Source organism: Archangium violaceum (assembly GCF_016887565.1).
Taxonomy (GTDB): domain Bacteria; phylum Myxococcota; class Myxococcia; order Myxococcales; family Myxococcaceae; genus Archangium; species Archangium violaceum_B.
Genome location: NZ_CP069396.1, coordinates 299,138 through 312,429, shown reverse-complemented (window position 1 = coordinate 312,429; position 13,292 = coordinate 299,138). Strand labels below are relative to the sequence as shown.

The following is a 13,292-nucleotide window of genomic DNA, read 5'->3' as shown; positions in this document are numbered from 1 at the left end:
TGGCTCGGGTGGTAGTCCGGTGTGCCCCAGAGCGGTCCGGGTTCGGAGCTCTGGTGCCGGCTACCCGAGAGGAACAGGTTCATGCACAAGAAGCGTTGTCTGTATTTGCTCGTGGCGGGGTTCACGTCCTTCGCGGTCGGCTGCCAGCCCGAGGAGCCCTCGGCGTCCGACACCGCTCCACTGGAGACCCGCGCGGCCGCGCTCGAGGGCGTGGTGGGCACCTGGAGCGCCAATGCCCCCCAGGCGCAGAGCACGGGTTGGCGCACCGCGACACTGCTCGACTCGGGCCTGGTGCTGTCGGTGCACGACGGCTCGACGGAGCTGTACAACCCGTACTCGGACACATGGCGCGGTCTGGTGGGCCCGTACCTCTTCGGACGCATCCGCGGCACCGTGAGCCGGCTGCCCTCGGGCAAGGTGCTCCTGGCCGGTGGCACCATGTCGTCCGGCAACCAGAATCAGGCAATGCTGTTCGACCCCGCCACGGAGAGCTGGAGCTCCACGGGTTCCATGGCCCAGGGCCGCGTCGAGCACACGGCGACGCTGCTCGACTCGGGCCTGGTACTGGTGGTGGGTGGCAGCTACAACCTGCGTGGTCAGACGGCACTCGCGGAGCTGTACGACCCCGCCACGGGCACGTGGAGCGGCGCGGGCGCCCTTCCCGAGGAGCTCTCCGTTCACACGGCGACCCAGCTCTACTCCGGCGAGGTCCTGGTGACGGGCGGCACCCACTTCGATAGCTTCAGCTACCCCTTCAGCAACCCGCGCAGCGCGGCCTACCTGTTCCAGCCGGCCACGAAGACGTGGACTCCGGCGGGCAACATGTCGAGGACGCGCATGGGCCACGTCGCCATCCGGCTCTACTCGGGCAACGTGCTGGTCGCCGGTGGCACGGCGGACGTGAACGACACCTCGTCCGACGTGTACAACCCGTACAGCCACCAGTGGCTCGCGGGCCCGTCCCTTCCCATCTCCGGCCCCTACGTCAGCGCGACGATGCTCTACTCGGGCGAGGTGCTGGTGCTCAACAGCTCCGGACAGGGCGCGCTGTATGACGCGTCGACGAACGCGTGGCGCCTCGCGGCTCCCGCCCAGCAGGTGCGCGGGGACTTCGCCACCGTGCTGCTGCAGACGGGCCAGGTGCTGGCGGTGGGAAATGGCGCGGTGGAGCGGTACACGCGCTGACGCGGGAGAGTCCACGGCGCGGGCCCGGCTGGACGCCTCTACGACTGGGCCCGCGGCTGGACCGGAACGTAGGGCAGCTCCAGGGAGAACGTGGCTCCGCGTCCGAGCCCCTCGCTGTGGACGTTCAACGAGCCGCCCAGCTCCTGGGCCGCCAGCGCACTGGAGTGCAGGCCGAAGCCGTGCCCCTCCTCTCGCGTGGTGAAGCCATACTGGAAGATGCGGGTGAGCATCTCCGGCGCGATGCCCATGCCGTTGTCATGGATGACGATGCGGAAGCGGTCGGTATGGGCCTGCTCCAGCTTCACCGTCAGCAGCCGCTCGCCCGAGGGCGCCTCGTCCAGGGCGTACTTGGCGTTGCTGACCAGGTTGACCAGGATCATCAGCGTCTTGTGCTTGTCGGTCATCACGGGCGGCAGGGACGTCAGTTGCCGCTGCACCTTCACCTGGTGGCGGGTGAGCCCGGCCGAGTTGATGCGCAAGGCGTCCTCCAGCAGATCCGCCAGGTCGACGGGCTCGTGCATCCGGGGCGTGCGGGCGTAGTTCTGCTGCACCTTGACGATGTCGCCAATGTGCTCGGTGTAGCGGCCCACGTCATCGAGCAGGGAGACGATCTCCGTGCGCTCCTCGAGCAGGTTGCGTCCCAACCCGTTCAGGAAGGGCATCAGGTGCCGTCCGCGCTCGTCCTGCCCGATGAAGGTCGACAGGTCCGCCTGGTGCTGCTCGAGCATCTGGGCCACCCGGCCCACGTGTTCGAGCTTCATCCCCAGCACCCGCTCCTTGGCCACCTGGGCCGAGGTGTAGACGCTGTTGAGCACGTTGCCCACGTTGTGCAACACGTTGGTGGCGACCTCCGCCATCCCCGCGCGCCGGGCCGTCTGCACCAACTGCTGGTTGACGTCCTTGAGCTCGCGCGTGCGCTCCTCGACACGCTGCTCCAACCCCTCGTTGGCCTGGCGCAGGGCCTCCTCGCGCCGCTGGACCTCGTCGGCCATGAGCTTGAAGGCACGGGCCAGTTGCCCCAGCTCGTCGCCGCGTGCGGTGTCCAGCGCCACCTTGAAGTCACCGGTCGCCACCTTGTCGGTGGCCTGGCTCAAGGTCAGCAGCGGACGGGTGATCTGCTGCTGGAGCACCTGGTACATGATGAAGAGCTCCACCAGCAGTGACACGATGCCCAGCAGCAGGACGTAGCGCGCCGCCAGGAAGGCGGGCTCGGACAACACACGCTCGGGCAGCACCATGGCGAGGTTCCAGCCAGGGCCCCTCAGCCGCGTCACCGCGATGTACTCGTCGTACTCCGGCAGCTCCAGGATGGGCTGCTCGGATGGGCGGCTCTTCACCCGCTCGAAGAGGCTCCGCAGGTGGTCGGCCATCTCCCGCGAGCCGAGGAGCTTCTCCGAGAGCTCGGGCTTCCCGGCATCGCTCACGAGGTTGTAGGCGACGTTGGTGCTCTCCAGCTTCAGCTCGGGGTGGACGATGAGCAGACCATCGTCGCGGAAGAGCACGTTGTAGGCCCCGGGGCTGTGCTCGTTGATGGTGCGGTTCATCAACTCACCGAGGAAGAGATCATGGCCGACCGTCGCGATCTGGCGGCCGTCCAGGTCCACCGGCGTGGCGACCGAGACCATCCAGATGTTGGAGACGGTCTCCTTGTAGATGCCCGTCCAGATGGTCCGCCGCCGTGGATTGTTCTCCGGCAGGCTGAGGGGGAAGTCCTCGTAATCGGTGACCGAGAAGTCGGACGCGAGTTGCAGGCTCCAGGTGGGAGCCGTGGGCCAGAAGCCGGCGATCGCTCCCTCCGGAAAGGCGATGTAGGTCGTCTTGAAGCGGATGAAGAAGGCGGGGCCGTACCAGGTGAGCACGTCGTAGGCGGCCATGAGCCGGATGCGGAACGCGGCATCGAGGGTCGCCTTGCGGGGAACGAAGAGCTGCACCATCCGCGTGCCATCGAGGAGCTCGGTCTTGTTGCGGATCGTCCCATCGGGCAGCCGCCTGAACAGGTGGGCGAAGCGCGCGTCCACGTCCTCCTGTTGGGATTGAAGGGTCTGGATCCTCTCCAACAGGGTGTTCTTGAGGAGGGTGTGATTGTCCTCCGCCAACAGGAAGATGGCCTCCTCCCGCTGGCCCCGCTCGAACACCTGCGCCTTCAACTGCGCGAGGGACTCGGTGCGCAGGGCATGACGCATGTGGAGGTAACTGAAGAGCGTGGAGAGGGCGATGATGACCGCGATGCGCGCCCCCATCTTGAGGAGCGTCGATCGGGCCAGCGGGTCTCGTGGGCCGGAAGATGGAGGCATGGAGGACGGGTCGAACCCGGAGTGACACCAGGGCACTCGCGGAAATTCCCTCGAACACTATACAAGGGATTGCCTGCCAGAGAGGACTCCTGGCCGGCCCGCACGGGCGTGAACATCCGTGCGACTCAAACGAGAAAGCGAGAAGCCCATGTCGAGCCGCGTCCTGCCGCGCCGAACAGTCCTTCAGGGTGCCCTGGTGACGACCGTCACCCTGTTCAACCCCGTGAGTCGCGGTTGGGCCTCCACACCGGAGCCGGGCGCCATCGGCCTCCCACCATTGGACGGACAACTCCTGACGGACGCGGCGACGCGCACACGGGCCGCGGAGGACTTCGGTCACATCGTCCACCGGACCCCCTGGGCCGTGCTCGTCCCGGGTTCGGTGCAAGACATCGTGAAGATGGTCCGCTTCGCGCGACGGCACGGCCTGAAGGTGGCCGGCGCGCGCGGCATCGGCGAGAGCCACAGCAGCCAGGGCCAGTCGCAAGTGGAGGCCGGCGTGGTCATCGACATGTCCGCGCTCTCCTCCATCCATGAAATCGACGCGACGAGCGCGTGGGTGGACGCGGGCCTGCGGTGGAAACACCTGCTGGAGGCCACGCTGCCCCTGGGCAAGAGCCCTCCGACGCTGACCGACTACATCGACCTGAGCATCGGAGGGACGTTGTCGGTGGGAGGAATTGGCGGGCAGACGTTCCGCTGGGGCCTGCAGGTGGACAACGTCCTGGAGATGGACGTGGTCACCGGCCGTGGGGAGCTCGTGCGGTGCTCCCGCTTCCGCAACCGGCCGCTGTTCGACGCCGTCCGCGCGGGCCTGGGGCAGTTCGGCATCATCGTGCGGGCCCGGGTCCGGCTGGTGGACGTACCGCCGCGGGCGCGCATGTATCACGCGATGTACCAGGACCTCCGCCTCTTCCTGAGCGACCAGAAGAAGCTCATCGCGGAGGGCCGCTTCGACTACGTCGAGGGCTTCGTCGTCTCCACGGACAGCGGCCGGGCCTACCAGCTCGAGGTGGTGAAGTACTTCGCTCCCGGCTCCGAGCCGGACGATGCGCGGCTGCTCGCCGGCCTGTCCTTCGAGCCGGGCACGTTGCAGGTGACGGACAGCAGCTACTTCGACTTCGCCAACCGGCTCGCCCCCGTGGTGGAGTTCCTCCAGAGCATCGGCGTCTGGGAGTTCCCCCACCCGTGGCTGGACAGCTTCGTCCCCGAGCCGGCGACGGCCTCCTTCGTGGAGCAGGTGCTCGCCCAGACACCCGAGTCCGAGATGGGACAGGGGCCCATCCTCCTCTACCCCTTCCACCTGGAGCGGCTCACCGCGCCCTTCGCGCGCGTCCCCACGGGGCGCGATGCCTTCCTCTTCTCCCTGCTGCGCACCGCCATCCCTCCCACCCCGGAGCACGCGGCGGCCCTCGTCGCGAAGAACCACGCCATCCTCGATCAGCTCACCTGCGTGGGGGGCAAGCGCTACCCGGTCGGTTCCGTCCAGATGAGCGCCGCCGACTGGCGCGAGCACTTCCAGCCCTTCTGGGAGCGCTTCAAGCACGCCAAGCGCGCGTTCGATCCGGACAATGTCCTCACTCCGGGTCAGGGCATCTTTTGAATCCGGGTATGAGCCCGCCGCTCGCCCTCCAGGTCTCCGCTCGTCGCATCGGTGGGGGCGTCTCACGTCCCGCCTGAACCTCCTGTATCGTCAAGGATCGAGGGCTCTTCCCCCCCCAGCGGCCCGGAGACGACCGACATGACCCCCCAGGTGGATGCCAGTACCCCCGCTCCCGAGAACTTCCCGCTTCCACCTGGCAGGTCTGGCCTCCCGCTGCTCGGAGAGACCCTGGAGTTCCTGCGCTCCAGCCGGGCCTTCTCCGAGCGCCGGCAGCGCCAGTACGGCCCCGTCTTCCGCACCCACGTGCTGGGCTCACCCACCGTGTTCCTCACCGGCCCCGAGGCCATGCAGTGGATCTTCGCGGGCGAGGGCAAGTACCTGAAGAACCGCTGGAGCCCTGGCGTCCGCCGGCTGCTCGGGGCACGCTGCCTCTCCCTGCTCGAGGGCGAGGAGCACCTGGAGCGGCGCCGCCTGCTCGCCCCCCACTTCAGCTACGCGACGATGCGCGGCTTCGTGCCCGTCATCGAGTCGCTCGTCACGCGCCACTTCGAGCGCTGGGCGGCGCTCCCGGGCGAGCTCACCCTGTGGCCCGCCATGCGCGAGCTGGCCTTCGAGATCGCCCTCACCCTCATCTTCGGCCAGGACGCCGTGGACGTGCCGTTCCTCATGCACCACTTCCAGAGGTGGACGGCGGGCCTCTTCGTACCCGCCCCGGTCAACCTGCCCTGGACGACGTTCGGCAAGGCGCTCGCCTCGAAGAAGGCGATGATCGACTACCTGGACAAGGTGGTCGCCGAGCGGCAGGCGCGCACCGAGCAGCCGCCGGATCTGCTCGGCTCGCTCCTCCAGCGCCGCGAGGACGGGGAGCCCCCCCTGTCGCGAGAGACCATCGTCGACGAGCTGCAGCTGCTCCTCTTCGCCGGGCATGACACCACCGTCACCGCCACCTCCAACCTCGTGCTGCTGCTGGCCCGGCACCCGGAGGTGCTCCAGCGTGGCCGCGAGGCGGTGGCCCACCTGGAGGGCCCCCTCACCCTGGATGGGCTGCGGGCGACGCCCTACCTCGTCCAGCTCCTCCACGAGGGGATGCGCGTCATTCCGCCCATCGGCGGGGCCTTCCGCGTCACCACGCGGGACGTGGTCTACAACGGCTACCGCATCCCCCAGGGGTGGGCGGTGCCCGTCAGCATCAGGACCGCGCACGCGGGCTCGAGCTGGCCGGAACCGGACCGGTTCGATCCCGACCGCTTCAGCCCCGAGCGCGCCGAGCAGCGGAAGCAGGGCGCCTTCATCCCCTTCGGCGGCGGACCGCGCATCTGCCTGGGCCAGCACTTCGCCATGGTGGAGATGAGCGTGATGCTGGCGCTGCTGCTCAAGCACTACACGTGGGAGCTCGTACCGGGGCAGGATCTCTCCTATATCCTGGTCCCCTTCCCCAAGCCCAGGAGCGGCATCCAGCTGCGGTTCCGCCGCCTGGGGTGAGGAGCGGCGGAGAGGAGAGGATGCACGTGGCCGAGGTGCCCTGGCCCTGGTAACACGTAGCAACGCCCCGGCGGAGCCATGACGCTCGACATCCCAGGTTACAAGCTCCTCGGTACGCTCCGCACGACGGGCGCGAACGTGCTCCTCCAGGCGGTGCGCGAGTCCGATGGCCTGCCGGTCATCATCAAGACTCCCTCCATCCGCGCCCCGGGGCCCCGCGAGCGCGAACGCTACCGCCGGGAGTTCAGCATCCTCCAGCGGCTGCGGGATGTGAGCGGCGTGGTCCGCTCCTACTCCCACGCGTACGTGCTCGGCCGTCCCGTCCTCATGATGGAGCGGCTGCGGGGCGAACCCCTGTCCGAGCTCGTCGGCCAGCCCCTGGAGGTGCCACGCTTCCTCGAGCTGGCCATCTCCCTGGCGTCCACCCTCGCGGAGCTCCACCGCCACGGCGTCATCCACAAGGACCTCAAGCCCGCCAACATCATCGCCGAGCCGGAGGGAAGCACCCGCCTCGTGGATTTCGGGGTGGCCTCGCTCCAACGCGTGGAGCACCTGGACGCCGCACCGGCCAACCTCATCGAGGGGACGCTGGCGTACATGTCGCCGGAGCAGACCGGGCGGATGAACCGCCTCGTCGACTACCGCACCGACTTCTATTCACTGGGTGTGACGTTCTACGAGTTGCTGACGGGGAGCCGCCCCTTCCAGGGGCGTGATGCGCTCGAGTGGTTCCACGCGCACATGGCCCAGCACCCCAGGCCGCCCCACGAGCTCCTCCCCACCATTCCCCCCGCCGTCTCGGCGCTGGTGATGAAGCTGCTCGCCAAGACGGCCGAGGAGCGCTACCAGAGCGCCGAGGGGCTGCGGGCCGACCTGGAGAAGTGCCGCGAGGGGGCGCTCGAGGCGTTCCCCCTGGGCGCCCGGGACGTCCCCCAGCATTTCCAGCTCCCGCAGCGCCTCTACGGGCGCGAGGCCCAGGTCGCCACGCTGCTGCAAGGGTTCGAACGGGTCCGCCACGGAGGACAGGCGGAGCTCATGCTGGTGCGCGGCTACTCCGGCATCGGCAAGTCCTCGGTGGTGCTGGAGCTGCACAAGCCGGTGGTGCAGCGGCGTGGCTTCTTCCTGAGTGGGAAGTTCGAGCAGTTCCACCGCGACATCCCCTACTCCACGCTGGCACAGGCCCTCCAGGGACTGGTGCAGCAGTTGCTGGCGGGAACGGACGAGGAGCTGGCCGGGTGGCGCGAGCGCCTCCAGGCGGCCTGGGGCGAGTATGGCCAGGTCCTGGTGGAGCTCGTTCCCCAGCTGGAGCTCGTCGTCGGCGGACAGCCTCCCGTCCAGGAGCTGCCGCCCACCGACGCGCGCAACCGCTTCGGCCAGGTACTCCGCAAGTTCCTCGGCGTCTTCGCCACGCCGGAGCACCCGCTCGTGTTGTTCCTGGACGACCTGCAGTGGGCCGACCTGGCCAGCCTCCAGCTCCTCCAGAACCTGCTCACCCACCCGGAGACACCGCCGCTGTTGCTGCTCGGGGCCTACCGCGACAACGAGGTCAGCCCCTCCCATCCGGTGATGTCGATGGTGGAGGGGGTGCGCAAATCGGGCGCGCGGGTGACGGACCTCCAGCTCGAGCCGCTGGGCCTGGAGCAGGTCCGGCAGCTCGTCACGGATGCGCTGCCAGGGGCGGGGCAGGAGGTCATCGTTCCGCTGTCGTCACGGCTCCACGAGAAGTCGCGCGGCAATCCGTTCTTCCTCGGCCAGCTGATGCTGGCGCTCGACCACGATGGGCTGCTGACGCGCACGCCCGAGGGCGGATGGAAGTGGAACGCCGAGGACGTCTGGACCACGGGCTACTCGGACGACGTCGTCCACTTCCTGCTGGACAAGCTGCGCCAGCTGCCCGCGCAGGTACAACGCCTGCTGAGCCTGGCCGCGTGCGTGGGCAACACCTTCTCCCTCACGATGTTGAGCACCCTCTTCGACGTGGAGGACCTGGGGGAGGTGGAGCAGGGGCTCTGTCCCGCGCTGCAGGAGGGCCTGTTGATGCGCGGCGGCCCGGAGCAATACCGCTTCCTGCATGACCGCATCCACCAGGCGGCCCATGCCCTCAGCTCCGAGGAGGAGCGCAAGGCCATCCACCTGCGCATCGGCCGGTCGCTGCTGGCGAGCCTCCCGCCCGACATGCTGCGCGAGAAGCTCTTCGACGTGGTGAGCCAGCTCAACGCCGGGGTGGAGCTGATCCACGAGCCCGCGGAGCGCCACCAGCTGGCGAGGCTGAACGCGGAGGCCGGGCTCAAGGCCCTGGCGTCCATCGCGCACCGGCCCGCCATCGCCTACTTCAAGATGGCCTTCTCGCTCATTCCCGGAGACCCCTGGGAGACGGACGCCGCGCTGGCCTTCAAGGTGCGCCGCGCGTGGGCGAGCTGCGAGCTCACGAGCGGCAATGCCGCCGAGGCGGAACGTCTGGCGGAGGAGCTGCTGCCCCGGGCGAGGAACAACACGGACATGGTGGCCGCCTACCTCCTGAGGAACTCCGTCTACGTGGCGACGGGCCGCAACCGGGAGGCCGGCGCCAACATCCTGGAGTGCCTGTCACGGCTGGGCATGCCGATTCCGGCGCGCCCCACCCCGCAGGAGGCGGCGGCCGCCTATGAGGAGGTCTGGGCGTTGCTCCGCGAGGGCCCCATCGAGAGCCTCGTCGACCTTCCCCTCATGACGGATCCGGACATGAAGGCGAAGATGGCCGCCCTCGAGGCCCTCTTCGCGACGGCGTTCTTCTCGGATGTCCACCTGCTCATCATCGACCTGAGCCAGATCGTCACCCTCTCCCTGCGTCACGGCTTCACGGAGACCGCCGTGTCCGGGTTCAGCTGGCTGGGAATGCTGGCCGGCGTCCACTTCAAACAATACCGGGAAGGCCATGCGCTGGGAATGCTCGCCCGCGCGCTCCTCGACCGTCACAACCTGTCCTCTCAACGGGGCAAGGTGCTCTTCAGCCTGCAGTTCATCTATTACTGGTCCCAACCCCTCTCCGCGACGCAGGAGCTCGTCCTCGACGGCTTCCACTACGCGGTCCAGGCGGGGGACTTCCAGGCGGCGTGCTTCTGCGGCTCGACCATCACCCTGAACCGCCTGGTGATGGGGCACCACCTGGATGACGTCTACCAGGAGTCGGTCGTCCGGGGAGACTTCACGCGCAAGGCCGGGGTCCTGGACGCCAGGGACACCCTCCTCGTCCACCAGCGCTACGTGCAGCAGTTGCGCGGGCGTACGCTCTCGTTCGGCACGCTGAGCGGGGAGGGCTTCGACGAGCAGGCGTTCGAGGCCGGCCTGACGTCCGCGCGCCTGAGCAGCCTGCGAGCCACCTATTGGATCACCAAGCTCAGGTCCCGCTACATGTGCGGCGCCTACGCGGAGGCGCTCGACGCCGCGGAGCAGGCGGCTGGAATCCTCTGGGTGATGAGGGGGAGCATCAACAACCTGGACTTCCACCTCTACCGGGCCCTGTCGCTGGCCGCGAGCTGCGAGGGCCAGGAGGCACAGGCGCGGGCGAAGTCGCTCGAGGCCATCCAGCGGCACCACCAGCAGCTCGCCGAATGGGCGCAGAGCTGCCCGGAGACGTTCCGCGCTCCGGAGCGGATGGTCTTCGCGGAGCTGGCCCGCCTGGAGGGGCGGCTGGATGACGCGGTCCGCGCGTACGAAGAGGCCATGCGCCAGGCCCGTGAGAACGGCTTCACCCAGAACGTCGGCATCGCGGCCGAGCTCGCGGCGAACTTCTGGCAGGCGCGGCAGGCGCCCGTGGCCGCCCTCTCCTTCGCGCGCGAGGCCCAGGCCGCGTACCGGCAATGGGGCGCCACCGGCAAGGCCCTGCACCTGGAGACGCGGTGGCCCGACCTGTCGCCCTCGCGAGAGGCCTCATATGAGGAGACCACCAGTACGACGGACTCGACGCAGATCGACGCGCTCTCCGTGGTGAAGGCGCAGCAGGCCATCTCCGGGGAGATCGTCCTGGAGCAGCTGGTGACCACCCTGCTGCGGGTGGCCATCGAGAACGCCGGCGCCCAGCGGGGTGCCCTGCTGCTGCCGGATGGGGACACGCTCTCGGTCGCCGCCGTCTCCGGCTCCTCGCCGGACGGCACCATCCTCCCCGCCGAGGAGGGCACGGCCCATGAGCTGCCGGGGACGCTCATCTCCTACGTCAAGCGCACGCACGAGCACGTGCTCATCCACGACGCCTCCCGGCCCCATCCCTTCTCGTCCGACGAGTACCTGCTGCGCAGCGGGGCGCGCTCGGTGCTGTGCCTGCCGCTGATGCGGCGGGAGGCGTTCCGCGGCGCCCTGTACCTGGAGAACAACCTGGCCACCCACGCCTTCAACCCGGAGCGCATGGCCCTGCTCAGTCACCTCGCCAGCCAGGCCGCCATCTCCATCGAGAACGCGCGGCTGTACGAGGATGTCCGCAGGGGCAAGGCGGCCCTGCGCCAGGCCAACGACGAGCTGGAGCAGCGGGTGGAGGAGCGCACGCGCGCGCTCAAGGAGGCCCAGGCCCGGCTGGTGGACACGGCCCGCGAGGTGGGCATGGCCGAGGTGGCCTCCAACGTGCTGCACAACGTGGGCAACGTCCTCACCAGTGCCGTCATCAACGTGGAGATGATGCGCAGGCACGTGGGCGCCTCGCGCGTGGGCCGGGTGAAGCAGGCCTCGGCGCTGCTCCTGGAGCACCGGGACTCCCTCCCGGACTTCCTCACCCGGGACGCGCGCGGCAGCCAGCTGCCGGAGTACCTCGCCGAGCTGTCCGAGGAGCTGCTGCGCGAGCAGGAGACGTTGATGGGCGATGTGGAGGCGATGAACCGGTACATCGACCACATCCGCGCCATCGTCCAGGTGCAGCAGAACTACGCCAAGACGTCGGTCCTGGCGATGGAGTGCGATCTCTCGCAGCTCGTCGATGACGCGCTGCGCATCCAGCTGGCCTCGCTCAAGCGCCACGGCATCTCCGTCACCCGCGAGCTGTCCGCGGTGCCCAGGGTGATGGTGGACAAGCACAAGGTGTTGCAGATCCTCATCAACCTCATCAGCAACGCGAAGCACGCGCTGGACGTGCTCCCGGAGAGCCAGCGGGTGCTGCGCGTGCGGCTCGCCTCCGAGGGGCGGTGGGCGCGCATCCAGGTGGTGGACAACGGGATGGGCATCGCCCCCGAGCTCCGCGAGCGGCTCTTCACGCACGGCTTCACCACGCGCAAGGACGGCCACGGATTCGGCCTGCACGCCAGCGTGCTGGCGGCGCAGATGATGGGAGGGCGCCTCACGCTGGAGAGCGATGGCCCCGGCACGGGCGCCACGGCCACGCTGGAGCTCCCCCTGTCCGAGCACCGCCCCGAGGGGGAGGACCGGGCCGCTCAGCCCTGACGGGCGCGGAACGCGAGGATGGCCTCGGCGGCGCGGAGGTAACCTCCCGAGCCACGGACATCCTGCTGCATGGCCCGCACCTTCGTCCGGAACTCCGGCTCGTGGGAGACCCGGTCCACCGACTGCCGGAGCTGCTCCACGGTGACGGTCTCCTTCTCCAGGGCCAGCCCCAGACCCAGCTCGGCGACCCGATGGGCGTTCAGCGGCTGCTCCGCCATCTGCGGAATCACGACCACCGGCACGCCATAGGCGAACGACTCCATCAGGCTGTTGGCGCCGCCGTGGGTGAGGAAGACGTCCGTGCGCTCGAGGACCTCCAGCTGCGGCACCGAGGGGCGGACCAGGAAGTTGTCGGGGATGGGGCCCAGCTCCGCGGCGTTCACCGCGTGCCCCGTGGCGAGCACCACGCGCCACTTCGTCCCGCCGAACGCCGCGAAGCACATCCGGTAGAACTCCGGCCAGTTGTTGAAGATCGTCCCCAGCGAGATGTAGAGCGCCGGGCCTCCCGCGAGATGCTCCAGGGGGAAGTCCCCCGCGTCTCCGCGCGACCGGATGGACGGCCCCACGAAGACGTAGCGCTCATCGAACGTGTCGCCGCCCACCTGGAACGAGCGCGGCACGCAGACCAGGTTCAGCGGTTCCGCCTGGCTCATCACGCTGACGAAGTCGGTCGGGGGCAGGTCGTACTCCCGCATCAGGGCCGCCAGATCCTTGCCGGCCTGCTCGAACAGTCCCGCGAACGCCGCGGCCCTGCTCTTGAAGAAGGCCGCGAACTGGCCCGACCGGGGGTCGATGGCCATGGTGGGACGGAACGTGATGGCGGGGATGCGCAGAATCTGCCCCAGCATCCGTGCCCACAGGCACATCGGGTCATAGACGAGGTAGTCGGGGCGCTCCGCGCGTACGACCTCCAACAGCTGGGCGAGCACCTGGCGGCCCTCACCGGGCATGCGGGCCGGGAGAAACCCTATCGCGCCCCCCTTCGGCCCACCCTCCAACGTGCTCTCGTAGCGGTGGAACCGCGCCCCCGTCCGCTCCACCTGGGACCGGAACGAGTCGGTGAGGTAGTACGTGATCTGCTCCCCTTGCTCCACCAGCTCCCGCACCACCGGCAGCGTGGCGTTGACGTGCCCGTGGAGGGGCACATTGAAGAAGGCTCCCTTGGCCATGCGAACTCTCCCTGTCTGACTCCAGTGGCGCCTCTATAACCCGGCCCCCGTGGAGCCGCCGTCCTCACTTGACAGCCAGGGGGTGTCCGCTGAAAATGCAAATCATTCTCACAATTCACGAAAGCGCATGAAGCGAGGGACCTGGGCCAGGAGGAC

General features: G+C 68.9%; 6 protein-coding genes. 4 read left to right on the top strand and 2 right to left on the bottom strand.

Annotation, left to right across the window (positions count from 1 at the left end; translation table 11 throughout):
* Window positions 1-81 precede the first annotated feature (81 nt).
* Window positions 82-1,185, top strand: a complete 1,104-nt coding sequence (locus JRI60_RS01355) for a Kelch repeat-containing protein (protein ID WP_204223990.1) — start codon at window positions 82-84, stop codon at window positions 1,183-1,185.
* A 38-nt stretch (window positions 1,186-1,223) separates the two neighbouring features.
* On the opposite strand, the gene JRI60_RS01350 is transcribed toward JRI60_RS01355, so the two are convergent.
* On the bottom strand, window positions 1,224-3,479 hold the full coding sequence (locus tag JRI60_RS01350; RefSeq protein WP_430384364.1) for an ATP-binding protein: 2,256 nt from the start codon (window positions 3,477-3,479) through the stop codon (window positions 1,224-1,226).
* 148 nt (window positions 3,480-3,627) lie between these two features.
* Between JRI60_RS01350 and JRI60_RS01345 the strand changes: the two genes are divergently transcribed.
* From JRI60_RS01345 to JRI60_RS01335, 3 genes are all read left to right on the top strand, one after another.
* Entirely contained in the window at window positions 3,628-5,082 is a 1,455-nt protein-coding gene (locus JRI60_RS01345; RefSeq protein WP_204223989.1) for an FAD-binding protein, read from the top strand.
* 138 nt (window positions 5,083-5,220) lie between these two features.
* A complete protein-coding gene (locus JRI60_RS01340; RefSeq protein ID WP_204223988.1) occupies window positions 5,221-6,564 on the top strand; it encodes a cytochrome P450 in 1,344 nt (447 codons plus the stop codon).
* A 78-nt stretch (window positions 6,565-6,642) separates the two neighbouring features.
* Window positions 6,643-11,967 carry a trifunctional serine/threonine-protein kinase/ATP-binding protein/sensor histidine kinase gene (locus JRI60_RS01335; protein ID WP_204223987.1) on the top strand — a complete coding sequence of 1,775 codons (5,325 nt, stop codon included), beginning with the start codon at window positions 6,643-6,645 and terminating at the stop codon, window positions 11,965-11,967.
* Here the strand turns inward: JRI60_RS01335 and JRI60_RS01330 are convergent.
* Complete coding sequence (locus tag JRI60_RS01330; protein WP_204223986.1) at window positions 11,958-13,136, bottom strand: macrolide family glycosyltransferase; 1,179 nt, start codon at window positions 13,134-13,136, stop codon at window positions 11,958-11,960. The two genes, JRI60_RS01335 and JRI60_RS01330, sit on opposite strands and share 10 nt — an antisense overlap.
* Between the last annotated feature and the right edge of the window lie 156 nt (window positions 13,137-13,292).